Source organism: Sorangium sp. So ce1036, assembly GCF_051369805.1.
GTDB lineage: Bacteria > Myxococcota_A > Polyangia > Polyangiales > Polyangiaceae > Sorangium > Sorangium cellulosum_F.
Genome location: NZ_JBBMOX010000001.1, coordinates 3,281,011 through 3,305,029 on the forward strand (window position 1 = coordinate 3,281,011; position 24,019 = coordinate 3,305,029).

Annotated in this window: 20 protein-coding genes; 17 read left to right on the forward strand and 3 right to left on the reverse strand. The window is 68.9% G+C overall.

Annotation, left to right across the window (positions count from 1 at the left end; genetic code table 11):
• The first annotated feature begins 81 nt into the window (after window positions 1-81).
• The 3 genes from WMF31_RS12625 to WMF31_RS12635 all read left to right on the forward strand — a co-directional run bounded on the left by WMF31_RS12625 (window position 82) and on the right by WMF31_RS12635 (window position 7,304).
• Window positions 82-4,836 (forward strand): nSTAND1 domain-containing NTPase, encoded by a 4,755-nt coding sequence (locus WMF31_RS12625; RefSeq protein ID WP_436602184.1) that lies wholly within the window; start codon window positions 82-84, stop codon window positions 4,834-4,836.
• A 1,129-nt stretch (window positions 4,837-5,965) separates the two neighbouring features.
• Window positions 5,966-6,475, forward strand: a complete 510-nt coding sequence (locus WMF31_RS12630; RefSeq protein WP_436602185.1) for a hypothetical protein — start codon at window positions 5,966-5,968, stop codon at window positions 6,473-6,475.
• A gap of 550 nt (window positions 6,476-7,025) precedes the next feature.
• Window positions 7,026-7,304 (forward strand): hypothetical protein, encoded by a 279-nt coding sequence (locus tag WMF31_RS12635; protein ID WP_436602186.1) that lies wholly within the window; start codon window positions 7,026-7,028, stop codon window positions 7,302-7,304.
• A gap of 829 nt (window positions 7,305-8,133) precedes the next feature.
• Here WMF31_RS12635 and WMF31_RS12640 read toward each other — a convergent pair.
• A complete protein-coding gene (locus tag WMF31_RS12640; RefSeq protein ID WP_436601510.1) occupies window positions 8,134-8,424 on the reverse strand; it encodes a hypothetical protein in 291 nt (96 codons plus the stop codon).
• Between the two features lie 225 nt (window positions 8,425-8,649).
• Here WMF31_RS12640 and istA point away from each other — a divergent pair, with 225 nt between their 5' ends.
• The 7 genes from istA to tnpC all read left to right on the forward strand — a co-directional run bounded on the left by istA (window position 8,650) and on the right by tnpC (window position 18,123).
• The gene (gene istA, locus WMF31_RS12645; RefSeq protein ID WP_436602187.1) at window positions 8,650-10,137 is read left to right on the forward strand and encodes an IS21 family transposase; all 1,488 of its coding nucleotides are present in this window, start codon (window positions 8,650-8,652) and stop codon (window positions 10,135-10,137) included.
• Entirely contained in the window at window positions 10,134-10,895 is a 762-nt protein-coding gene (locus WMF31_RS12650) for an ATP-binding protein (protein WP_436602188.1), read from the forward strand. Before istA ends, WMF31_RS12650 begins: the two co-directional genes overlap by 4 nt.
• A 37-nt stretch (window positions 10,896-10,932) precedes the next feature.
• Window positions 10,933-11,913 (forward strand): SpvB/TcaC N-terminal domain-containing protein, encoded by a 981-nt coding sequence (locus WMF31_RS12655; protein ID WP_436602189.1) that lies wholly within the window; start codon window positions 10,933-10,935, stop codon window positions 11,911-11,913.
• Window positions 11,898-14,966 (forward strand): RHS repeat domain-containing protein, encoded by a 3,069-nt coding sequence (locus tag WMF31_RS12660; RefSeq protein ID WP_436602190.1) that lies wholly within the window; start codon window positions 11,898-11,900, stop codon window positions 14,964-14,966. The genes WMF31_RS12655 and WMF31_RS12660 overlap by 16 nt, the downstream gene beginning before the upstream one ends.
• A 99-nt stretch (window positions 14,967-15,065) precedes the next feature.
• On the forward strand, window positions 15,066-15,482 hold the full coding sequence (locus tag WMF31_RS12665) for a helix-turn-helix domain-containing protein (protein WP_436600078.1): 417 nt from the start codon (window positions 15,066-15,068) through the stop codon (window positions 15,480-15,482).
• A complete protein-coding gene (gene tnpB, locus WMF31_RS12670; RefSeq protein WP_436600077.1) occupies window positions 15,479-15,823 on the forward strand; it encodes an IS66 family insertion sequence element accessory protein TnpB in 345 nt (114 codons plus the stop codon). Before WMF31_RS12665 ends, tnpB begins: the two co-directional genes overlap by 4 nt.
• A 254-nt stretch (window positions 15,824-16,077) precedes the next feature.
• Window positions 16,078-18,123, forward strand: a complete 2,046-nt coding sequence (tnpC, locus tag WMF31_RS12675; RefSeq protein WP_436600076.1) for an IS66 family transposase — start codon at window positions 16,078-16,080, stop codon at window positions 18,121-18,123.
• 520 nt (window positions 18,124-18,643) lie between these two features.
• Here tnpC and WMF31_RS12680 read toward each other — a convergent pair.
• Window positions 18,644-18,820: a hypothetical protein gene (locus WMF31_RS12680; protein ID WP_436606647.1), complete on the reverse strand. Its 177-nt coding sequence runs from the start codon at window positions 18,818-18,820 to the stop codon at window positions 18,644-18,646.
• A 121-nt stretch (window positions 18,821-18,941) separates the two neighbouring features.
• Between WMF31_RS12680 and WMF31_RS12685 the strand changes: the two genes are divergently transcribed.
• From WMF31_RS12685 to WMF31_RS12705, 5 genes are all read left to right on the forward strand, one after another.
• The gene (locus WMF31_RS12685) at window positions 18,942-19,322 is read left to right on the forward strand and encodes a toxin glutamine deamidase domain-containing protein (protein WP_436606544.1); all 381 of its coding nucleotides are present in this window, start codon (window positions 18,942-18,944) and stop codon (window positions 19,320-19,322) included.
• An 11-nt stretch (window positions 19,323-19,333) separates the two neighbouring features.
• Window positions 19,334-19,633, forward strand: a complete 300-nt coding sequence (locus WMF31_RS12690; RefSeq protein WP_436602191.1) for a YrhB domain-containing protein — start codon at window positions 19,334-19,336, stop codon at window positions 19,631-19,633.
• Between the two features lie 35 nt (window positions 19,634-19,668).
• Complete coding sequence (locus WMF31_RS12695) at window positions 19,669-19,971, forward strand: YrhB domain-containing protein (protein WP_436602192.1); 303 nt, start codon at window positions 19,669-19,671, stop codon at window positions 19,969-19,971.
• A 176-nt stretch (window positions 19,972-20,147) separates the two neighbouring features.
• Window positions 20,148-21,398, forward strand: a complete 1,251-nt coding sequence (locus WMF31_RS12700; RefSeq protein ID WP_436606545.1) for an RHS repeat-associated core domain-containing protein — start codon at window positions 20,148-20,150, stop codon at window positions 21,396-21,398.
• A gap of 564 nt (window positions 21,399-21,962) precedes the next feature.
• Complete coding sequence (locus WMF31_RS12705; protein ID WP_436602193.1) at window positions 21,963-22,133, forward strand: hypothetical protein; 171 nt, start codon at window positions 21,963-21,965, stop codon at window positions 22,131-22,133.
• 50 nt (window positions 22,134-22,183) lie between these two features.
• Here WMF31_RS12705 and WMF31_RS12710 read toward each other — a convergent pair whose 3' ends face one another.
• Window positions 22,184-22,519, reverse strand: a complete 336-nt coding sequence (locus WMF31_RS12710; protein WP_436602194.1) for a hypothetical protein — start codon at window positions 22,517-22,519, stop codon at window positions 22,184-22,186.
• A gap of 617 nt (window positions 22,520-23,136) precedes the next feature.
• On the opposite strand from WMF31_RS12710, the gene WMF31_RS12715 reads away from it, so the two are divergent.
• Window positions 23,137-23,661, forward strand: coding sequence for a hypothetical protein (locus WMF31_RS12715; protein WP_436602195.1), 525 nt, complete (start codon window positions 23,137-23,139; stop codon window positions 23,659-23,661).
• Window positions 23,642-24,019 carry a hypothetical protein gene (locus WMF31_RS12720; protein WP_129350259.1) on the forward strand — a complete coding sequence of 126 codons (378 nt, stop codon included), beginning with the start codon at window positions 23,642-23,644 and terminating at the stop codon, window positions 24,017-24,019. The genes WMF31_RS12715 and WMF31_RS12720 overlap by 20 nt, the downstream gene beginning before the upstream one ends.

The following is a 24,019-nucleotide window of genomic DNA, read 5'->3' on the forward strand; positions in this document are numbered from 1 at the left end:
CCGGACAGGCGCGGTCCTGCGCCTCGAGCGGGCGATTGGGGGACGACGCTCTCCCCGCGCCGGTGATACCGTGGCCTCGCGATGGACCGCACGCTCATCGACGAGGGGAGCTCCTCCAGCGATCCGGGCGTCGTCTCCCTCCCCCCGGGCGGGCTCGCGCACGCGCCGGGCGACGTCCTCGATCGACGCTACCGCCTGCGCGTGCGGCTGGGCCGCGGCGGCTTCGGGGACGTGTGGCGCGCCGAGGAGCTCCTGCCCGACGGGACGCCGTTCCGCGAAGTCGCCCTCAAGCTGCTCGTCTCGGACTTCGCCTGCGCCGCGGACTGGGCCGACGAGGCGAAGCTGCTCGCCTCGTTCCGCCACCCCTCGCTCGTCACCATCTACGCCGCCGGCATCCTCCACGAGGCCCCGCGCGCGCCGTTCGTGTCGATGGAGCTCCTCGAGGGCAGAAACCTCGCCGACCTGCTCCGGTTCCGGCGCCGCATCCCCTGGCGCCGCGTCGTCGCCTGGGCCCGCGACGTCGCCGGCGCGCTCGACGTCATCCACGCGCGCGGCGTCGTCCACCTCGACCTCAAGCCCGCCAACCTGTTCCTCTCCCAGGATGGCGCCATCAAGGTGCTCGACTTCGGCATCTCGCGTCGCGCCGGCACCTCGCCGGGCGGCCCTGGCTCGCGCGCCCCCGGCGCGCCCCCGGCCGCCCGCGTCGGCGGCGGCCCCGGCGGCCGCGCGGGCGACGGCCGCGGCGAGCACGGCACCGCCCACCTCGTCGAGCACGACGCCCACGCGCCCATCCGCCGCGGTGAGCACGGCACCGCCTTCCTCGTCGAGCGCGACGTCTACGCGTCCACCCGCCGCGCCTTCGCCGGCGCGAGCAGCCCCGCCGCCGCCCGCGACGTCATCGGCACCCCGGGCTTCATGGCCCCCGAGGTGCTCGAGATGGCCGAGCCCTCCGCCGCCACCGACGCGTACGCGCTCGCCGTGTGCATCGCGCAGCTCGCGACCGGGCGCCTCCCGCACGACGCCCCCGACGAGCCCGAGGACTGCTCCGATCCCACGCGCGTCACCGCCTGGTGGGCCGCGCTCCGCAGCGCCACCCTGCGCGGCGCCATGCGCGACCTCGGGCGTGACCCCGCGCGGCTGCCGCGCGGCCTGCTCGCGCTCCTCACGCGCCTGCTCTCGGTCGACCCCGCGCACCGCCGGGTCGCGCCGGGGCGGCTCAAGCAGGTCCTCGACGAGGTCTGGGAGCGTCCCCACGGCGTCCCCGACCCCCCGTACCGGGGCCTCGCCCCGCTCTCGTCGGCCGAGGAAGGGCTCCTGTTCGGGCGCGACGACGACGTCGCGCGCCTCGGGCGCGAGCTCGAGTTCGAGCCGTGCGTCCTCCTCCAGGGGCCGCGCGGCGCCGGGAAGACCTCGCTCGCCTCCGCCGGCCTCGTGCCCCACCTCGCGCGCCGCCATGTCGACCACAAGGACGACTGGGTCGAGGCGCGCGTCGCGCCCGACGGCGACCCGGACCGCGCCCTCGCCCGCGCGCTCGCCGCCGTCTCCCCGGAGCTCGAGGCGGCGGACCTCGCCGCGCTCACGCGGTTCTGCATGGCGTCGCCGGTCGGGATCGCGCTGGTCGTCGACCCGATCGCGCCCCTCGGCGGCGGGCGCCTCGCCGACCTCGCCCTCGCGCTCGCCACGGGCGAGGCGCGGCCGGGGCTGCGGCTCATCGGCGTGCTCGACGAGGCCGACGAGCAGACCGCGGCGCTCCTCGCCGGGCCGGTCGGCGGCGGCCTCCGGGCGGCGCTGCGCTACGTCGGCCTGCCGGCAGCGGCCGCCGTGAAGGACCTCGTCGCCGGCCCCGCGGCGCTCGCCGGCGCCGCCGTGCGCGGCCTCGCGGACGTCACGGCCGAGGTGCAGCGCGAGCTCCGCGGCGGCGGCGCGGCGCTGTCGTTCGTGGCGCTCGCGCTCGCCGACTGGTGGCGCAGCGCGCGCGACCCGGGCGGCGCGCTGCGCGGCGAGGCCTGGCGGGAGCTCGGCGGCGTGCGCGGCGCCCTCGCCCGGCACGCCGACGCGACCCTCGCGTCGCTCACCCCGCACGACCGGGCGATCGCCGACGAGCTCCTGCTCCGCCTCGGCGCCATGGACGGCTCGCGCGTGCGCTGGGTCGAGGAGGAGCTCGTCGAGGCGGCCTGCGGCCCCGGATCGCCCGCCGAGGCCGCCTCCGTGCTCGGCGCCCTGGAGCGCGCGCGCCTCCTCGTCCGCCGCGATCGGGCGGTGGAGCTCGCGCACGAGGCGCTGGCCTCGGGCTGGCCGCACCTCGCCGCCACGCGGGCGATGCACATGGATCGGCTCATCCTGCTCGAGCGGCTGCGCGAGGCGGCCGACGTGTGGGATCGGTCCGGCGAGAGCCCGGACTTCCTCCTGCGGCGCGACCTGCTCGAGCAGGTGCAGGCGGGCGGGGCCCCGCGGCTGCCCCGGCGCGAGCAGGCGCTCGTGCGCGAGAGCGTGCGGCGCGCCCGCGCCCAGCGCGCGAAGAGGATCGGCGCGGCCGCGGCGCTCGGGCTCGCGGCCGCCTCGGCGATCGCGGCCGAGCGGTGGAGCGCGGCGCGCCAGGCGAGCGTCGAGGCGGCGCGCCGCGCCGCCGAGGAGCGCGCGGACCTGGCCGAGCTCATCGGCAAGTCGCGCCGCACCGAGGACCCGTACCACCGCGCGGCGTGGATCGCCGCGGCCATGGAGCGGCGCGCGGCCGACGGGGCGCTGCCGCTCGACCTCGCGGTCGCGGCCATGGGCCTGCCGCGCGCGCATTTCCTGACGCTCGACGGCGTGATGGCGCCGGCGCTGCCGTGGGACGACCGCTGGGTGGTCGCCGGCGCCGGCGGCGCGATGCTCGTGGCCGACCTGACCCCGCCCGACCCCGAGGTGTTCGAGGACGTGGCGCTCGACGTCGATCCGGAGAGCGTCGAGGCGCCCGCGAGGACGCCGCGTGTGCTCGCGCTGCGGCCGCACGACGCGCCGCACGTCGAGCGGGTGCCGTTCGCGTTCGACACGGCGGTGGCGACGCGCTCGGTCACGGGCGAGGTCCGCGTCTTCCGGCTGCGGGAGGGGGGCACGGTCGCGCTGGCCGCGGTCGCGCCGGTGCGCTGCAGCAGCGCGGTGCACGTGGCCGAGGCGGCGCCGGTCCTGGCCTGCTCGACCGACGGCGGGATCGCCCGCTGGGACATGCGGCGGGGCGGCGGCGAGGGCGCGGTGGACCGGCACCCGTTCCGCGGCAACGTGCTCGGCGTCTCGCCGGACGGCGCCCGCGTGGCGGCGGTGCTCGGGCGCAGGGCGCTGCTCTGGGCGCCGGGCCGCAGCGCCGGGGACGCGGCGAGCGCGGCGCGGGACGCCGGGGGTGCTGCGAGCGCGGCCGGGGGAGCCGGGGGCGCGGCGATGCGCGACAGCGCCGAGGTCCTCCTGAGCGCGCCCGCCGTGCTCGGGCGCTTCAGCCCGCGCGACCCGGTGATCGCGCTGGTGCAGCAGGGCCGCACGTCGATCCACGCCTTCGACCGGCCCGACCCGCCGCTCTTGGAGCTCGCGACGAACCCGGCGCCCGCGTCGGCGCGCTGGGACGCGGGCGGGCTCGATCTGGGCGTCTGCGGGGCCAGCGGCGGGGTTTGGCACTACCTCCGCAAGGGCGGGCGCGCCGCGAGCGACCCGCCGCCCGAGGGCTCGCCGTGCGAGGCGCCCCTCGGCCGGCGCGCGCCGCGGCCGCTCAGGTCGCGCGGCGAGGCGAGCGACATCGCCGCGCGCGACGTGGGCCCGCACGTCTTCCTGGGCGGGTGGAGGCTCCCGGACGGCCGCGTGCTCACGCGCGACCTGGTGCTGTTCAGCCCGGGGCCGCCCGCCGCCGAGCACCTCTTGCGGTTCGAGGGGCGCGACCCGCTCGGCGGCCCGGAGATCCGCGACGCGAGCGCCTCGGCCGCCGCGGTGCTGCGGAGCGGCGACACGGTGGCCATCCAGCTCGGCGACGAGGTGCGCCTCTACGACGAGGGCACGCGGCGCCGGATGGCCGCGCGGCCGGGCGCCCTGCTGCGCCGCTGCGACGACGGCCGCCTCCTCGCGTACCGGAGGGACGGCGGCGCGTGGCGGCTGTTCGACGCCCTGACGGGCGCGACCCACGCCACGGTGCCGAGGACGCCCGCGTTCGTCCTCGGCGTCGACGCCGCGTGCCGGACGCTGTTCGTCCAGGAGCTCGGCGGCGACCTCGTCGCGATTTCGCTCGGCGACCTGTCGTCGCGCACGATGACGGTGGCCGACGGCTACGTCTACGAGGCGCGCCCGAGCCCCGCGCGCGGCGGCGTCGGCCCGGGCCTGTGGCTCGCGTTCAGCTCGGGCGCGGTGGCGCGGCTCGACGAGGAGCGGAGCGAGGTGCGGGTGCTCGGCTTCGCGACGCCGCGGGCGACCGCGATCGGGGACGGCCCGCTGCCGGGCGACGTGGCCTTCGCGGACGCGACGGGCGTCGTGGTGGTCCGCCGCTCGGGGGCCGCGGAGCGGGTGCTCGAGGGCACGATCGGGGCCGAGTGGGAGGACCTCGCCGCCTCGCCCGACGGCGCGACGATGCTGCTCTCCTCGACCGATCGGCTGGCGGTGCTCGACCTCTCGCGCCGCGAGATCGTCGGCACCATGCCGTCCGAGGGCCGCGAGCGGCTGGCGGCGTGGGACGCCGAGGGCTCGGTGCTGTCGTGGTCGTTCGGCCGGGTGGGCGGGCCGAGCGGCCTCGTGGTGCCGCGCGGGCCGTCCCTGGCGAGGCAGGTGGGCGAGGCGGTGTCGAACCTGAGGGCGCAGGACAAGCGGCTCGTGGCGCGGCCGTAGGCGGAGGGGGGAGGGGGGCCGGACGATCGGCGATGGGGTGTCGCTGAGGATCCAGCGACAGCTGGTGATCATCGTCACCCAAACCAGACCAGTTACGGGCAGCCGAGTAGAGTCGGCACGAAGAGGTCAGCGCTCGTTGCTGGCTCGCAGGTCGTTCCAGCAGGGCAATCTCCTCCGCTGTGACATGCGATCTGCTGGAATGACGCGGAGCACTCGGAAGGTGTAGCGCACCCGGTGCTACCGAAGAGAGCGGCTCCAGCACGACGGCCGTCCCATGCTGATTGATTGAACGGAAATGACGTAGCGTCCGCTGCTCGGCCCCCCGGGCTACGCCAGCACGCGGACTCGGACCGGTGGGCCGCCCCGCCGGTCTGGTGTCCGCCGTGGAGCTTCGTGGAGCCCGTGCCCTGGCGTCACCCGCAGCGCCCGTTCTAAGCGATTACTTCGCGCCACATCCGCCTCGTCAGTGGCGATCCAACCTGGATCTGACGGCTCCTGCGAAAGCGAGGCGACTGCTCCAGATTTCAACCGCGGGGTGAGTTTCCGGGCAAGCCTTGGTGCAATGCAACCACTTGAAATTACACGGAAAAGTGTCGATCGGACGCTCCGAGCGGCGCGAAATCCGGGCTAAGTGCTCCATCTCACGTCTATCTCTTCCAGAAACCAGCATCGCAACAAAGAATGTCAGGTCACACGCAGGTCACACAAAGAAGAAAGACACGGCTCTCGCCGTGTCTTCTGAGTGGAGGCGCCGGGAATCGAACCCGGATCTGATCCGATGACCAGCATGCGCGAGAGATACGGCGATCGCCGCGTCGGACGCGTCGGAGCGGTGTCAGACGCCATCGCGGGTTCGATTCCTCCCGTACCCTCTCGTGCCCTCTCGTGAAGTCTCGTGCCCTGACGTCGGGGCACACGGAGGTCACACGGAGACAAACGAACCCAGGACGATGCTCGTAAGCACTGGTTGGAGCCCCTCCGGGCCAGCGCACGGCTCGCCGTAGGCGTGGTGACAGTGTGGACATAATTGGGTCCTGGATTACCGGTTGACGCCGGCTTCCAGCAGGAGGACGGTGCCCATGGGGGGTGAAGCACGGGCCACGGGCCGAAGAGGCAGGCGAAGGCGCTCGTGCTGTGCGTCTGTGCCTGCGCGCTCGTCGTCGTTCCGGCGCCGGCAAGGGCGTTCGAGCTCAGCGGTGGCGTGAGCGTGGGCGGGTTCCAGATCGGGACTGGCCCGAGGCTCGCGCTGAGCCCCTTCGGCGGATTGCTCTGGCGCCGAGAGAAGGATTTCCAGATCGAGCTCCACAACATGTTCAGCGTCGTTCCTGGCTCTCGCGTCGGGATCTACGATCGAACAGCAATCTCCCTCGTGTACGCCTGGAAGACGGGCAAGGCGAGCCTCGGGCCATCCGTGTCGATCTACGCGATGCCGGTGTGCGGCCCCATGAGCTGCAACCGAGTGGTGGGGGTTGCTCCGGGCGGTCACGCCCAGGCCGACTGGTACTTCTCCGAGCCCCTGGGCGTGTCCGTGAGCGCTAACCTGGATTGGGCTGGTGGAGATAGTCGTGTGCTTCATGGTAGCTGGGTGGCGATGGTCGCTGCTGGGCCTGTTTGGAGATTTGGGGGAGAGTCGAAATGAACAGAGCTTTTGCGGTCCTGCTTGTCGGTCTTATCGCTGGTCTTGTCGCTTGCAATTTCGACGTCGGTGAGTGCTGGCTTCCCGGTGATGAAACGAGCGGTGCCGGCGGCGGCATCATCTACCCGACGGGGGCAGGAGGCTTCGGCAACGTGCCGCGGAAGCCGCAAAGCACCGACGGTAACTATGGTTCCTATGATCTGTGCGCCTCGCAAACGGTGACGTGTACGGTCACATGGAAGGCCGGCTCGAGCATCTGTGGTGGAAGCGCAGCTACCTGCACGACCCTGTACCAGGGCAAGCATGCGTCACTCGATGAAGCCAAGGACTATTGCGAGATGGCCTACGGAGTCGGGAAGGACTCCGAAGCGCAGTCCTGCGGCTCTTGTGAGTGGGGGACAGGCTCAAGGTCGTCCGACTGCAAAGAGGCATGTAAGGAGAAGTGTGATCAGCTCTGGGAACGGTGCTACGACAACTGTCCAAAGGGGGACAGGAACTGTCGGAGCCAATGCACCGAAGAACTTGGGCGATGCCTCAAAGACTGCGACAGGAGGTGCAAGTGACGATCGAACTAGTCTTCAAGGTGACCGGAGAGGACGGCGAGCCGCGCGACATCGTGGTTCGCATCCACGAGCCGACCCGAAACCCGCCGGAGAAAAAGTGGCCTTGGGTTGTCCCTGTGGAAGTCGACGGGCGCAATTACAATGTATCTGGGGAAGATCCTCTCGACGCGATCGAGAGCGGAGCTCGGCACGCGGCGATCCTGTTGCGCGAGTTGCACGGCGATGCGCTCGATCCGCCCCTCGAGCCGCGAATGAAGGAGGGAGAGTGAGCTACCCGCGGATGCGCTAAGCCTGCCTCGTCGCTGGGGAGGCGTACTCGCCTTCGGCTCCCCGCCCCGGGTGCTGCTCGAAGACGGACGGCACGCCCGTTTGTAAGATGAACTACTGATGGGGTAGCCGACCGTCGCTGCTTGGTCCAGAGGCACGGGCTGGAGGTCTCGTGGCCCGCGGCAGCGCGGGAGCGCGCCCTCGCGAGCACCGACCCCGCCGAGCCGGACCGCTGGGTCCGCAGTACCGCGGTCGTTCGCGACGCCCGAGAGCTTTCACCACGTCTAACTCTTGGGCGCAATAATCAGTACCGCCAATAGCCGCTCCGTAGGACCAGGCCCGAATTGTCGCACCGAGGCTACTCAGTGGAAATTGGCGGTGTCGACTCTTGCCTGTGCGTAGATCGAAAAGGAAATGACCACGTAAGCGACATTGGTCGCCAGATGCTTACGTGGTTTTCTGATTCCCGGCGAAGCATGGCGCTTAATATGCCATCTTCGGATGCAGCGAATATCAGAGATTCTGGCGAGCGGAAGGCGAAGCTTGCTGCTGAGTTGTGACGCGTTCCGAGGTGTTTTATTGGATTGTGCGTCCGTGTCTCGGATGTTGCTTCTGTGTCTGTCGGTGATCATCGCGTCCCGCGTCCGATCGGTGAAGACCGCGGCCGCGTGATCGCCAGCGTTCACCGTTCACCGCCCGCACCACCTGCGCCGATCTGGGCCCCGCTCGCCTCCGCAGCGTAGACGTTGGGCCCGCCGAAAAGTCGAAGGCCCGAGGGCTGCCACCCTCGGGCCTTCTGGAGCTCCGCCTTGTCGGAGTCCCCCACCCTCATCACAAGCCGGGCTCCAGGTCCAGAAATCGGCGGCATGGAGCTCGTTGCCTTCGTCCACCTACCGCCTCGCCCTCTGCGCCTGCTGCCGCGTCCAGCTTCGCCTCTGCCGTCGCTGCGATCGCGGCCAGCGCCTCTGCCTCGACTGCCGCCCGCTCCGGCGTCGTGAGTCGCTCCGCCGCGCCGGCGCCGCCTATCGGACCCGGCTTCGCGCTCGCCGCCTCCATGCCGCTCGCCAGGCCCGGTACCGCGAGCGGCAGCGGGACAAGTTCTCGGCGCAGAAAGTGACGCATCACAGGGTGACGGAAGCCGCGGCCGCGTCGATGTCCCAGGTCGCGCCGGAGATCACCCCCGGCCGAAAGGACAACGATGACGATCGGATCCGAGATGTCGGCCGCTGCTCGCTCTGCGGAGCGCGGCTTCCACACTGGGCCATGCGCGAGCGGCGCGCTCGGCCAGCTCTCCACCGACGCGCTCCCCGCGTCCCACGAGGGCCACCGCGGTGACGGGAGGTGGCGGTGATCGCCAAGGAGAAGGAGGCCGAGATCCTGCGCCTCTACCACGGCGAGAAGTGGCCCGTTGGCACCATCGCCGGCCAGCTCGGGCTGCACCACACCACCGTGCAGCGCGTGCTCGGGCAAGCGGGCGTCGACCCGAAGGTCGTCGCGCCGCGCCCGTCCATGGTCGACCCGTTCGTGCCGTTCATCGTCGAGCAGCTCGGCAAGTATCCCTCGCTGCGCTCGAGTCGCCTCTTCGTCATGCTCAAGGAGCGCGGTTATCCGGGCGGTCCGGATCATCTGCGCCGGGTGATCTGCCGCCTCCGCCCCAAGAAGCCGGCCGAGGCATTCCAGCGGCTCCGCACGCTGCCCGGCGAGCAAGCGCAGGTCGACTGGGCGCACTTCGGCAAGCTGGCTATCGGCCGGGCTCGGCGACCGCTCTGGGCCTTCGTCATGGTGCTCAGTTACTCGCGGCGGATCTTCCTGCGCTTCTTCCCGGGCGCGGCGATGCCCTTCTTCGTGCGCGGGCACGTCGAGGCGTTCGCCGAGTTCGACGGTGTTCCACGCGTGCTGCTCTACGACAACCTCAAGAGTGCCGTCGTGGAGCGCCACGGCGACGCGATCCGGTTCCACCCCATGCTGCTGGATCTCTCGGCGCATTACCGCTTCGAGCCGCGCCCCGTCGCCGTCGCCCGCGGTAACGAGAAGGGCCGCGTCGAGCGCGCCATCCGCTATGTCCGTGAGGCGTTCTTCGAGGCCCGGGCCTACGCCGACCTCGACGATCTCAACCGGCAAGCGGCCGAGTGGACAAGCTCCGCGGCGCTCGATCGCTCCTGGGTCGAGGACCGCAGCCGCACCGTACGCCAGGCCTTCGACGACGAGCGCAGCGTGCTCTTGCAACACCCCGACACGCCGTTCCCGGCCCACGAGCGCGTCGAGGTCGAGATCGGAAAGACCCCCTACGCGCGCTTCGATCTCAACGACTACTCCGTCCCCCACGACCGCACGCGCCGCACGCTGGTCGTCTTCGCCGACCTCGATCAGGTGCGCATCGTCGACGGCAACGAGATCGTCGCGACCCACGCCCGCTCGTGGGACCGTGGCCAGCAGATCGAGCAGCCCGAGCACATCCAGCGCCTCGTCGACGAAAAGCGCCGCGCCCGCGAGCACCGCGGCCTCGATCGCCTCGCCCGTGCCGCCCGCAGCAGCCAGGCCTTCCTGCGCATCGTCGCCGAGCGCGGCGGCAACGTCGGCAGCGCGATCGCTCGGCTTCTGCAGATGCTCGACGCCGTCGGCGCCGCCGAGCTCGAAGAGGCCCTCGTCGAGGTGCTCGAGCGCGACACGATCCACGTCGGAGCCGTCCGCCAGGTGATCGACCGCCGCCGCTCCGAGCGCCGTCTGCCGCCTCCGGTCTCGATCCCCGTCACGCGCGGCCAGCACGCCAACGTCGTCGTCACGCCGCATTCACTCGCCACCTACGACGCCCTGAAGAAGGACTCGACGCCATGACCGACTTGACGCCCACCGAGACCAAGTCCCGTCTCAAGAGACTCGGTCTCTTCGGCCTGCTCGCCTGCTTGGATGAGCTCGCCGACAAGCCCTGGCTTCACGAGGTGCTCGCCATCGAGGAGCGCGAGCGCCACAAGCGCAGCCTCGAACGCCGCCTCAAGAACTCCCGCGTCGCCACCTTCAAGCCCATGAGCGACTTCGACTGGTCCTGGCCCAAGAAGATCGACCGCGAGGCCGTCGACGACCTGTTCACCCCCGGTTTCGTCGCCACCGGCCACAACGCCGTGCTCGTCGGCCCCAACGGCGTCGGCAAGACCATGATCCTCAAGAACGTCGCTCACCAGGCTGTCGTCCGGGGCCACACGGTCCGCTTCTCGACCGCGAGCGACATGCTCGCCGACCTCGCCGCGCAGGAATCCTCCGCCGCGCTCGCGCGAAGGCTGCGCCGCTACACGGTCCCCGCGCTCCTCTGCATCGATGAGGTTGGCTACCTCTCCTACGATAGCCGCTACGCCGACCTGCTCTTCGAGGTCGTCACCCGTCGCTACGAGGCGCGGAGGCCGATCCTGCTCAGCACGAACAAGGCCTTCGCCGACTGGGGCCAGGTCTTCCCGCACGCCGCGTGCGTCGTCACGCTCGTCGACCGGCTCGTGCACCGCGCCGAGGTGATCGAGATCGAGGCCGAGAGCTACCGGCTCAAGGAAGCCAAGGAGCTGAGCGCCCTCCGCACCAAGCAGCGCCGCGCCAAGAAGCGCTGAGCCGCCTCTTTCCCGGGATACCTCACCGGCATCGGACGTGGATTTCACCGGTGAACTTCACCGGCAGCCGACACGATCTTCACCGGCATCGACTGCGGATTTCACCGGTGAACTTCACCGAATTCCCGCGGGTTGCCGGGATCATCAACAGGCCTCCGTGAACGCACGCTTCGCGGCATACCTCCTGGGTTCCTGCGTCGTGATGGCCAGCTTCGCCGGTTGTCACGGCGACAGCGAGGTCCCGCAGATCGCGCAGGTCACGCAGCAGCAGACCTACGTCCCGCCCGACCCGGCGCACGTGTTCACCGATCTAGATCCCGCCGCGCACATCCTGCCGGCGACCGCGCGCGACCATCTGCCGGGATCTGGCGAGGTGCGCGCTGACGGGTCCTACCACTATGCGTTGCCGCTCGAAGTCCCCCCTGGGCGCGGCGAGGTGACGCCGCAGCTCTCTCTCGAGTACTCGAGCCGCGCAGGCAACGGTCCGCTCGGCGTCGGCTGGAACGTTGGCGGGCTCTCGGCGATTCATCCGTGCGACGCGATCGTCGCGACCGATGAGCTCGCCGCCGAAGGTGACCGGCTCTGCCTGGACGGAGCGCTGATGGTGGAGATCGGGGAGCGTGAATTCCGCACCGAGAACGACATGATCGCCAAGATCGTGCGCCTCAGCCACTCGGACTTCAACTGGAAGGTGTATCTGAAAGATCACCGGATCCGGTACTACGGAAGGGTATCTGACAATGGCGACGATAAGACGCATAGCTTCCCGCTCGCCGAGGAGCACGACCGATCCGGGAACATCGCCCGCTACGCGTACCGGGACACAGCGCCGCCTCTCGTCCAGTCGATCCAGTACACCTTTCATAGCAGCGGCGCGGCGGCGCAGCGCGAGATCGTGTTCAAGTACAAAGCTCGGCCCGATCCCATCGCGCGCCGCGTGAGCGGCGAGACGTATTCGTCCTCGACCTCGAGGGGTGGGGCCGCGAGCTCCCGAAGACGCCGGTGCGCGCTCGCGTAGTCTACGTCGAGCACGACTTGCACCATAAGTCCCTCAACGGCAACAGGACCTACGTCGTCAACGATGAAGCGACAGACGTGTTCGAGTGGGAGGAGGACGTCGATGTGGTCCAGGATTCAAGGCAGCCCTGTGCGACGGACTACGTTAGCGGCGTCGACGAGAGACCCGAGCTCGCGCCCCGCAAGCGCAAAATCGACCCGACGTTCGACGACTATGGCAATGTGATCGCGCAAATTGCGACGACCCAGGGCGGTGTCCGCAGCGAGTTCACGCTGGAGTTCGAGCCGGCAAACACGACCTCGTGGCTGGTCGATCTGCCGAGGGATTATCGTTTCCGCTCGTGGACCCCGAGCCTGCACGGCGCGCCGTCTTTCCGCCATGTGCGGTTCCAGCACGATTCCGAGGGACGGCTGAGCACGCAATGGATCGAGCCGGACAGCCAGATCGACGACATCAAGCAGACGATCACGTACGAGCGAGACCCGGCGTATGGCAGCTACGGCCAGGTGACGGGCGTGACCCGGACCACGCCCGGCGTGGACAACCCGCGGTTCACCGGGATTGACTGGCACGACCGGACCGGCGAGCAGATCTTCCCGTCGCGGGAGTGGAACGGGCTCAGTCACACGACCACGTTCATCCACCACCCGGCCTACGGATTGCTGCTCGCGGAGGCCAACCCCGACGGGGTCGAGACCTTGTACCGCTATGATGATCTCGGTCGCCCACGTGGGACCGCGGTGGAGGGAGGAGATAACGTCGAGCTCGCCTATCTCGAGCAATCCGAGGGGCATCTCGACGTGACAGCGACGACCGCGTCCGGGGACGTCCGCTCGACGCTGTTTGACAAACTCGGCCGGCCGACGATGCGCACGGTCCGCGGCATGGATGGGAACGTGAAGCAGATGAGGGTGTCCTACAACGTCCTCGGAAATCTGCACAGTCGCTCGGGCTGGTCCGATGGCGTGGAATCCTCCGGGGGAGGGGCGGACTACTGGTATGATACGCTTGGCCGTCCGCGCCGCGTCCAGCGCTCTGACGGTACGAAGCTCGAGACGACGTACGCCGGGCTTTTCGAGGCGACCCACTACGACGCGAAGGGCGCCGCAAAGCGCCAGATCGTGGACGTTGATGGCCGCCTCGTCGAGACCTACGCCGTCGTCGACGGGGTGGAGGTCCTGTCGTCCCGGATTGAGTATAAGCCGTTCGATCTGCCGGGGATCACCCGAGATGCCGACAACAACGTGACCGAGCTCTGGTATGACCATCTCGGCCGCAGGGTGCGCGAGGAGGACCCGAACGTCGGGACGACGCGGCTGTTCTACAACGGCTTCGGTGAGATCCGTCGCGCCGAGCGCGGCACGGGCACGGTCGACGCGACGGTCTATGAACGCGATGTGCTCGGTCGCATCCGAAGAATGGACACGGTCGACGGCCTCGTGACGTTCAAGTGGGATGCCCCTAACGGCACTGGCAAGCTCGCGAAGGAGTTCAGCGCAGACGGCCCGCTGGTGGTTTATCGCTACGATGACGCGGGGCGGATCCGTGGCAGCAGCTGGGTAACATCGCAAAGGGACGAATGGTTCGAGCTCGACCTGGAGCGAGACGACTACGGCCGGGTTGTTAAGACCATTTACCCGGAGGCCAACGGGCAACGCCTCGTGATCGCCAATGTCTATGAAGGCGCGTACGTGAAGCGTGTGGAGGACGCGACGGACGCGGCGGCTCCGAAGCCGCTCTGGACGATCACCGAGCGCACGCCCGACGGCGCGCTCAAGGCCGGCGAGTTCGGCGACGGGCTCGCCTATTACGCGGCCAGGTACGATGCGATGGGGCGGCCGATTCGCCTGCAAACCTACCGCGGTCCGAGCGACTACCTGATGGACATCGAGTACACGCCCGACCCGAACGGCAACGTCGAGCGGCGCGAGGATCATGTCGTGGGCCGCGTCGAGATGTTCGAGTATGACGAGCTGCACCGGTTGCGGCACTGGACCAACACGCGCGGCGCGACCTCGCTCTCGCGGAGCTTCGTGTACGATCGGATCGGCAACCTCGAGAAGGTGCTGAGCGGCGCGACCGTCCTCGAGGAGTTCGTCGATCGGGGCGTCGCCGGTCCGCAGAAGCTGGACCACTCGACCGGCGGCGTGACGTATGACTACGACCACCGCGGGCGCCAGATCCGGGCCGGCGGTCGCAGCATCACGTACAACGCGTTCGACCTGCCGCGTCGGGTGCGGCGCGATAACAGCTCGGTCTGGTGGCACTACCAGTACACGGCGTCGGGCGAGCGCTTCCGCGAGGCCGATCCGCTCGGCATCCTGGAGCGGATCTACGTCGGGGGCCTCTACGAGCGGCACAGGGCGGGGCAGACAAGCGAGACCCATGTCCACCACGTGCACGGGCCTGATGGACCGGTGGCCGACATCATCCTCGACGCCAGCGGCCGCCGCGTGAGCTACCTCGTGCCTGACGCGCTCGGCAGCACCGCCGTGCGATTCGACGAGACGCTGCCTCCCGGGGCCGCGCCCGAGCGGTTCCACTACGAGCCGTTCGGCCGCCCGATCGAGGCGGATGGGAGCGCGTGGACGGGTAGCTGGACGGAGTTGACGCTCGGCTTCGCGGGGGTCGAGCACGCGCCCATGGGGCTGATCCAGATGGGCGGCCGCGCGTACGATCCGGACCAGCGCCGCTTCCTCAGCCCGGACCCGCTGGTGAGCGACCCGTACTTCGACCAGGCGAGGCACCGCTACAGCTATGCCCACAACAACCCGGCGACGCTGACGGATCCGACCGGCTACTGGGTGCCGCCCGCCTGGTTGTGCGGCGTCTTCGCGAACGCGGGCGCGCTCACGCTCGGCACCTTCCAGCCCTCGTTCGGGAGCTACACAGCGCTGGGCGAGGGCCCCGCGTCGTGGCCCCAGGTCCGCACGACCTTGCCCGACCTGACCCCGGATTCGTACCGGACCCCGACGCCGACCGGGGTCCAGTTCACCGGGCCCGGGTACGCGGGCGGCGATGCGGTCGCGCGCGCCCTGATCGACTATGGGTAGCCGCTCCGCAGACCACGTCTTTCCCTTGGCCAGATTCGGTTGCACGCTACGCGACGTCCGGTGAGGGCCGTGCCCTCGCCGAGCGAAGAGGAGCGAGCGATGCCAGGAAGCAGGGAGCTGGTGCAGCTGCGTGCGGAGCTGTCGAGGTATCGAGAGCAGAAGAGCCGTGGGAAGTACCCGAGCGAGCTGCGGGAGCGAGCCGAGGCGTACGCCAGGGAGCGTTCCCGCGCGGGGGCGACGCCGACCGAGATCGCCACGGAGCTCGGTGTCCACAAGATGACTGCCGACCGATGGCTGGCTGGCGGTGAGCGCGTAGACGACGGGGCGTTGCCAGGAGCCACCAAGGCGGCTCAACAGGATGTTCCGTTCCTACCCGTCGTGGTGCGCCCGGAGCGCCGAGAAGCGCCGTCTTTGCGGCTCAACGTCGCATTTACCGATGGGACGCGGATGCAGGTATGTGGGATAGGCGCGCGCGACCTCGTGGAAGCGATCGAAGCGTTGCGGAGGGGACGGTGACCCCCGCGACGATAGCCGTCTATCTGGCGGTCGGTCCAGTGGACTTGCGTGGCGCATTCGACCGGCTCGCCGCGATCACCCGGCAGGTGCTGTGTCTGGACCCGGCCAGTGGCGCGCTGTTCTTGTTCCTCAATAAGAGGCGCAACCGGCTGAAGGCACTTTGGTGGGACCGCAACGGGTATACAATCCTGTACAAGCGTCTCTCGAAGGGTGCATTTGTTCTGCCCTCGTTCACCGAGGCCGACGGCAAGTGTATCGAGCTGTCAGCACACGACTTCGCGCAACTGCTCGCCGGTCTACCCGTGGAAGAGCTGGCAAGCCGCCGCCGGGTGGTCCACTGAGGCGTCTGCGCCGCCGCTCGTTCACCGCGCTGCCGGCGCCAGCGCAGCCCGATGGTGGCCGGCGCAGCCCGATGCGGAGATGGATCAGGGCACGAGCTGCATCATCCCGAAGACCTCGCGAGAGCGCGGCGCCGAGGGCGCACCATGCCTGTTTGCATTCCCGTCTTCGGTGAGAAATTCTCATCAAAGACAGCGAATATTGTCTACATAAGGTACTTGCCAAGCGCAAGCAAAGGGGGCATTCATGGCGCGCCTTGACCTCGACGACCCGACCCGGTGAGACCGAGCTGCCGCAGCCAGCGGAGACAGAGCGCCTTGACGGCGCGGCGCTCGTGCTCGGCTATCTCCAGGCCAGGGGACAAGGACAGGGGAGCCCCGCCGACGCCGCGTCGGTGGTCGACGCGCTGCTCCGGCGGGTGCAGGAGCTCGAGGCGAGGCTGGCCGACCTCTCGACGGCGGCGCAGCAGGCGCAAGAGCTCGCTCGCTCTGTCGAGTCGCTCAAGGCGTATAATCAACAGCTGCAGGAGACGATCCGGACCTTGGAGATCGGGTTCCGGCGCCATGTTTCCGAGCGAGTCTCGCCTGACCAGCTGCGGCTTTCGCTGGCCGGGGAGCCCGATGCCTGTTCGGGGGCGGCTGCACCGCAGGCCGAGGGCCTCGACGCCTCGCCCGAAGCAGACGCAGACGAGGTCAGCAGCCCGCCGCCGGGCCCCGCGAGCCCGCCGGAGCGCGCGGGGACGGCAGAATCCTCCTCCGGCTCGGATCCCGGAGGAGGCAAACGAGCCAAGCGCCACGAGCACGGGCGCCGCCGCATCAGTGTCATTCCGCGGGTAGTCATCGAGTCGCTGCCGCCGGAGGTGCTGCTCAAAGGCATCGAGCGCTTCGAGCGTGTGGGCGCCGAAGACAGCTCGGTGATCGGCCACCGGCGCGGCGGCCCCGTGGAGATCATCTGGCGTCGCCCCAAGTACGTGGCCAAGGCGGAAGCGCCGGCGGCGAGCAGCGGAGCGGGCGAGGAGCCTGCTCCTTTGCCAGCCGGTGGACCGGCCCTCACGCGCGAGCTCGACGAGCCCCTCGTCGTGCGGGAGCACGAGCTCCTGGGGATCCCCGCGGACACGGGCTTCAAGCGAAGCCCCTTCGTCGACGGCGTCCTCGTTCGCTACACGCCCGAGTCGGACGCTGCGGAGGACAGCGGCGGACCGGTGAAGATCGCCTCGCTGCCGGAGCGCCCGATCGACAGGTGCCTTGCCGATCCGAGCCTCTTGGCCCACCTGTTCGTCCACAAGCTCGACTACCACACGCCCTACTACCGGCAAGAGGTGGAGTCGGAGCGCCACGGCTTCCGCATCGGCCGCGGCAACATGACACGCTGGCAGTACGATTGTGGTGGCATCGCGATGCGCATCGCCGATGCCATCTGGAGCGACGCGCTCTCGAGGTCGTGGTTCGCCATGGATGCGACGGGCACCGCCATCCGGGCCAAGGAGAAGCACCGCTACGGGCATGTCTTCGTCCTGGTCGCGCCGGGCGATGGGGTGCTGTTTCGCTATACACCGACGTACGACGGCCCCACCGTCACGAAGCTCTTCGGCGGCTACCAGGGGACGCTCGTCGCCGATGCCTCGTCCAACCACAACGTGCTGTTCGGGCCGGGCAAGGCGCGCGAGGCCGGCTGCTGGAGCCATGCACGAAGGCGCTTCTTCAAGGCGTTCAAGGCCGGGGCGGGCAAGGAGGCGGCGTTCGCGCTCCAGACCCTCCAGGCGCTCTTCCGGGTCGAGGAGGAATGCGCGCTGTGCAGCCCCGACGAGCGCCTCGAGATCCGGAAGCGCGAGTCCGCACCGCTGATTGGCAAGCTCTTCGCGTGGGTCGAGGCGCGGCGGCAGGTCGTCCCGGAGCATTCGCCATTGCGCGAAGGGCTGGTCTATCTGCACAACCAGAGGGCCGCGCTCTGCGAGTTCCTCTCCAACGGGGAGATCCCCATCCACAACAATGCCTCCGAGAGGGCGCTGCGCCGCGTCGTCAAGGGGCGGCGCAACTGGCTCTTCCACGGCAGCGACGAGCATGCGGTCCGGGCGTGCGCCATCACGTCGCTCATCGCGACCTGCCAGGTGCACGGGCTCGATCCCGAGCTTTACTTGCAGGAGATCCTGACCGTGGCTCCGAGTTATCCGCTCAGCCGCATCCTCGACCTGAGTCCCAAGAACTGGGTCGCGACGCGACAACGCCTCATCGCCGAGGGGCGGCTGAAGTACCTGGACCTGGCTCGGATCACCGGCTCGCGGCTCGTCCTGCGCGCTCGCTGATCGCGCCGCGTCGCCCGCTTCCATCGCGCCCACAGCGCTCGTCGCGTTCGGAGCGGCCGAGCCAGGCGCGCGTCCTTTCCGCGCCGAGGAGCGTCGGCTCGTCGAGCCGGCGCTGTCGTCGCTTTGCCCGGCCGCCGTCGAGCTCGTCCTGGCGGGGGGCCTTCGGGTCGCATCGCTTCCGCGCTGCTTGTCCGCGCCTCGCGTCGGCCGCCGTCCGCCCACCTCCTCCGCGGACGGGAGGGCGGCGCTCTCGCGGCGCCGCACGCCTGCGGCGTCGGCTGCTCCCGCGCGCTCCTTCTGCCCGGCCGCGCGACGCGGTTGCCCCTTCGCGCGGGCGGGGGCGTCCTCGCGACCTTGCCACGCGACGTGCGGCGCAGACAGCGTCAGCACCGCCGTTGTCAGGCTCGGGATCTCGACTCCCTCCTCCCCGCTCCGTCGCTTCGTCATCGCACCGCGACTCTACGCACGGGGTCGCCTTCCACAAGCACGCTTCAGAACGCGTTCTGCGGAGCGGCTACGACTATGGTGTCGACGCATGGCTGCAGGAGAACGGCGACACGGCGATCAACGTCTCGCTCGGCATCTCGACCGCGGCGCTGACGGTCGCGACGTACGGCATGGCGGCCGAGGCGGGGGTGCTCGCCGCCGCGAGCGCCCGGATCGCGAGCTTCGGGGCGACCTCGTGGCGGGCGATCACGGGCGTTGCCGGCGTGGTTGGCGAGGGGGCGCGGCGCTACGGCAACCAGGTGACCCGGTGGGGCGCGCAGGTGGTGCGCGCCGCCAGGGGCGTGCCCTCGGCTGCAGAGAGGGCACCGAACATGGTTGCGGGGTCGATCCGCAACGTGAACGTCCTTCGTGGAGGACAGAACTGCGTGGCGTGTGCCATCGCGACGGATGCGACCCTCGGAGGGCATCCAGCTTCTGCAATCGGGGGTGGCCCGTACAGCGCTGCGGACATTCTCGCTCACTACCCTGGCAGGTCGTTCATTCCTGCGAACGGGTACAGCGGGATTCGCACTATGATGGGCAACTGGGGGCCGGGCTCTCGCGGGATTGTTTGGGGAACACGAGTCGATGAGCAAGGACATGTCTTCAACGTCGTCAATCAAGGTGGGGTGATCCGTTTTCTCGACGGGCAAACGGGTGGCGCCGCCGCGCTTGAAGCGTACGACGCGCTGTATCTGCTCCGGACGTATTAGGAGGACGGCCGATGGTCACGTATTCAGAGGCGAAGGATAAAGTGCTCAGCATCCTGAAGTCGCGATCTGTCGGGGGTGAAGGTGGCGTGGTCATTCTCGACGAGAAGACGATCGAGAAGCCGTACGGCTGGGTCATCTTTTACAATTCGCGGCGGTATGTCGAGACGGGCGAGTTGATTCACTCCCTAATTGGAGGCGGGCCGGTTGTCGTGTTGTCAGAAACGGGGGAAGTCTTCGAGTTAGGGTCGGCTCGCCCCGGTGCGGTGGAGGTGGAAGTCTTTGAGCGGGAGCGAGGGCTGCTCGGTAAGTGACTCGGGTCATTGGGTTTCTGGCTGATGAGGACAAAATGACGTGGACAAAGGAGCAGGCGCTGCAGGCAGCGCGGTCTCATCTGAAGAGCAAGTATGGCCTTGGGGAAGATGTCGTGGTTTTCTTGGATGAGTTGACCAAAGAGCGGCCCTATGGCTGGGTGTTTTTTTACGAGTCTCGTCGCTTTGTTGAAGCTGGTGACATGATGTATGCCTTTGGTGGTAATGGTTCCCTGATTGCGGATGTATCTAGGGAGAGAATTGTTGAGGTGGGAACAGCGAAAGGCCTTGATGCGGAGCTGCGCCGAGTGGGGGAGCAGGAAGAGTTCGTCCATCGCTGAAGGTCGCTCGTCGTGCCCATCCATCGCTGAAGGTCGCTCGTCGTGCCCATCGTAAAGATTGGCTTCTAATCCGCTTCTCGATGTAAGATTAGACGAACACCGATTCGTTTACGACATGCGAGCCATGGCTCAGCGCCAGGTGTGAGGCGCTAATATACATCACAAAATATGAGGCGCTGCCCCCCGGGGCCGCGCCCGAGCGGTTCCACTACGAGCCGTTCGGCCGCCCGATCGAGGCGGATGGGAGCGCGTGGACGGGTAGCTGGACGGAGTTGACGCTCGGCTTCGCGGGGGTCGAGCACGCGCCCATGGGGTTGATCCAGATGGGCGGCCGCGCGTACGATCCGGACCAGCGCCGCTTCCTCAGCCCGGACCCGCTGGTGAGCGACCCGTACTTCGACCAGGCGAGGCACCGCTACAGCTACGCCCACAACAACCCGGCGACGCTGACGGACCCGACCGGCTACTGGGTGCCGCCCGCCTGGTTGTGCGGCGTCTTCGCGAACGCGGGCGCGCTCACGGTCGACTCGGTCCAACTCTCGTTCGGGAGTTACACAGCGCTGGGCGAGGGCCCCGCGTCGTGGCCCCAGGTCCGCACGACCTTGCCCGACCTGACCCCGGACTCGTACCGGACCCCGACGCCGACCGGGGTCCAGTTCACCGGGCCCGGGTACGCGGGCGGCGATGCGGTCGCGCGCGCCCTGATCGACTATGGTGTCGACGCATGGCTGCAGGAGAACGGCGACACGGCGATCAACGTCTCGCTCGGCATCTCGACCGCGGCGCTGACGGTCGCGACGTACGGCATGGCGGCCGAGGCTGGGGTGCTCGCCGCCGCGAGCGCCCGGATCGCGAGCTTCGGGGCGACCTCGTGGCGGGCGATCACGGGCGTTGCCGGCGTGATCGGCGAGGGGGCGCGGCGCTACGGCAACCAGGTGACCCGGTGGGGCGCGCAGGTGGTGCGCGGGGCTGGAGGAGGTGCCGACGCGGCGGCGCCCTCCCTCGTACGGGCAGCACCGACGCTCAGCGCCGATATGGATTTGCTGGCCCAGTACGGACCAGCGGTACCAACCCAGAGCGGTGGCTATTTCAATATCGTGTCCCATGCCGATGCGAGCGCCGCCTATGTCATTCGTGGCGGTCAGTGGTTGAGCGTAAGCCGTCGAGCGCTAGCCAAGTTCATCCAGCGGTCTGCTGGTTACAATGGACAGCCTGTTCGTCTGATCGCATGCAACTCGGGGCTTGTGCGACTGGGCTCGCAAAAAATATTGCGAACAAACTCGGGGTTGAGGTTCTTGCTCCGACGGACGTTGTCTATATTGATAGTGCCGGAAACTTTTGGACTAATGGTAGATGGGAGCTGTTTAAGTCCGGGCTGTAAGGATTGGAGGGGTTGTGGTTTACTATCCAGATCTGAGTCCATGTGATTACTTCGGCCGCTGGCAAGATATTCTGCGTGCGGTTGGGTGGCACGACCCAAGTTATCCATTTGCAACAGGTTTGGTGTCAAGGGATTTTTTTTTTGGGGGCGCTAATGCGTCTTCTTTCTGACCCGTGGCAGCCCGTTGCTGTTGCAGGGTATCAGAAGTGCCCATACTGTCGCTTCACTGGTGGGCCCGCTGAGGTTCGGTTTGAAGATGTGACGATTCGTGTTGGGTCGAGTAACCTCTTCGTTCCCACGGACAACGAAGTGTACGTTGCTCCAGGCATGATCGCGCACTACGTTGATGCTCACGGTTACTGCCCGCCTTCAGTCTTTCAGGAAGCGGTTCTCGATTGTCCCGAGATGAGATCTGTTGCGTATCTGAGAAAGATGAAGCTGAGAGGGGTGGCACCCGTACGTTCAACGGGATGATGTTTCGCGCTGACTGCTACTACATTACAGATACGATCCGCTCCCGCCGGACGCGGCGCCCGAGCGGCTCCACCACGAGCCGTTCGGCCGCCCGATCGAGGCGGATGGGAGCGCGTGGACGGGTACCTGGACGGAGTTGACGCTCGGCTTCGCGGGGGTCGAGCACGCGCCCATGGGGCTGATCCAGATGGGCGGGCGCGCGTACGATCCGGACCAGCGCCGCTTCCTCAGCCCTTCTTCGACGCATTCTCGTGGGGTGATCGACGGGGATGGACGTTGCCTGCTTCGGTTCCGTATCGCCATGTGAACCGAGGTGGGCGCTTTTACGCTCGGCTCCTTCCAGCTCTCGTTCGGGAGCTACACAGCGCTGGGCGAGGGCCCCGCGTCGTGGCCCCAGGTCCGCACGACCTTGCCCGACCTGACCCCGGACTCGTACCGGACCCCGACGCCGACCGGGGTCCAGTTCACCGGACCCGGGTACGCGGGCGGCGATGCGGTCGCGCGCGCCCTGATCGACGATGGTGTCGACGCATGGCTGCAGGAGAACGGCGACACGGCGATCAACGTCTCGCTCGGCATCTCGACCGCGGCGCTGACGGTGGCGATGTACGGCATGGCGGCCGAGGCGGGGGTGCTCGCCGCCGCCAGCGCCCGCGTAGCGAGCTTCGGGGCGACCTCGTGGCGGGCGATCACGGGCGTTGCCGGCGTGATCGGCGAGGGCGCGCGGCGCTACGGCAACCAGGTGACCCGGTGGGGCGCCGGTGATGCGCGCAGACCGACGGGCGGGTATGGCGCCGCCCTCGACCGCGCAGGGGACGTATGCGCGAGGACGTTCGCGACGATCTCATGGGCGCCTGCGAGGGCCCTCCGGATCACACCAAGATCGCCCTTGACGAACCGATGCGTCGCGTCAACGCGCTCCATGAAGTCGGAATCGTATCGTTGCTGTTGTTCATGTTACACGCCATGGATCCTGCGTCGCATCGCCGCCGTTGCCTGGATCACACTTCGATGCGCGAACACGCCTGACGCCGGCCAGCATCGATGTCCGCCGCGCCGCTCGACGCGCTCCCGCCGCCGCGCGCACCTTCGATCTCGCCGCGCGCCATCTCCCCGGCCCCACGACCCCCGGGCCGCTCTCCCGAGAGGCGCCCTCTCGCCGCCCGCGTCGGATCGCCCGCCGCCCCGCCGCCCGCGCCCGCGCCCGCGCCCGCGCCCGCGGGGCGCCGCGTTACCCACATGGACGCTACCTGGCGCGCCGCGCAGAAGGGATTGGCTCCGCTCCGGGAACGACGTACGCTGCTCCAATCGTGTCAGCACCCGAACCGAGCCAGAATGCCTCACTGTTCCTGTGCATCACTTTCTTCCCGAGCGAGCGGCTGGCCTCCGCGGTTCTCCGGCTGGTCTCCAGTTTTTGCGGCATGGTGCTGGACGACGCGAACGTGAGCTCGAGATTCTACATGGCGGCGCACGAGCTCGCCGAGAACATCACCAAGTACTCGACAGGTCCGCGCGTCAGCCTGGAGCTCGCGCTGGAGGAGGACGAGAGCTCTTATATCATGAAGATACGTGCACGAAACGAGGCGTCGCCGGAGCGGCTGCGCGAGGTGGAGCGGCGGCTCCTGGAGCTGAAGACGGCGAGCGATCCGGTGAAGCACTACGACGAGCTCATCAGCGAGACGGCGATGGTAGAGGGGGTGTCGGGCCTGGGCCTCGCGCGCGTGCGCGCCGAGGGCGGGCTCGACGTGGACTACAAGATCGAGGGGAACGAGCTCACGATCATCGCGCACGCGCCGGTGGAGAGATGGAGGGCAGATGAGCAGCTTGAGGGTTGAGTCCGTCGTCACCGACAGCTTCGGGATCGTGCCGGCCCTGAGGGACGACACCCTGGTCATCAAGCTCACCGGGACGGGCGACATGGCGGCGGCCGCGCCGCTCGCCCTCTATTTCAAGGGCCTCCAGACGGAGGTGATCCGCCTCTCCGCCAGCGCCGTCGAGTTCGACGTGCGGGCCCTGTATTTCCTGAACTCGAGCTGCCTGAAGGCGTTCATCAGCTTCATCTGCGGCCTCGCGAACCAGGGCATCAAGTGCAAGATCCGGTTCATCACCGACGCGAGGCTCGGGTGGCAGCGCCGGAGCCTGACGGCGCTCGAGCGCATGTCGCCCGAGCTGGTCTCGATCGAGGACGTCTGA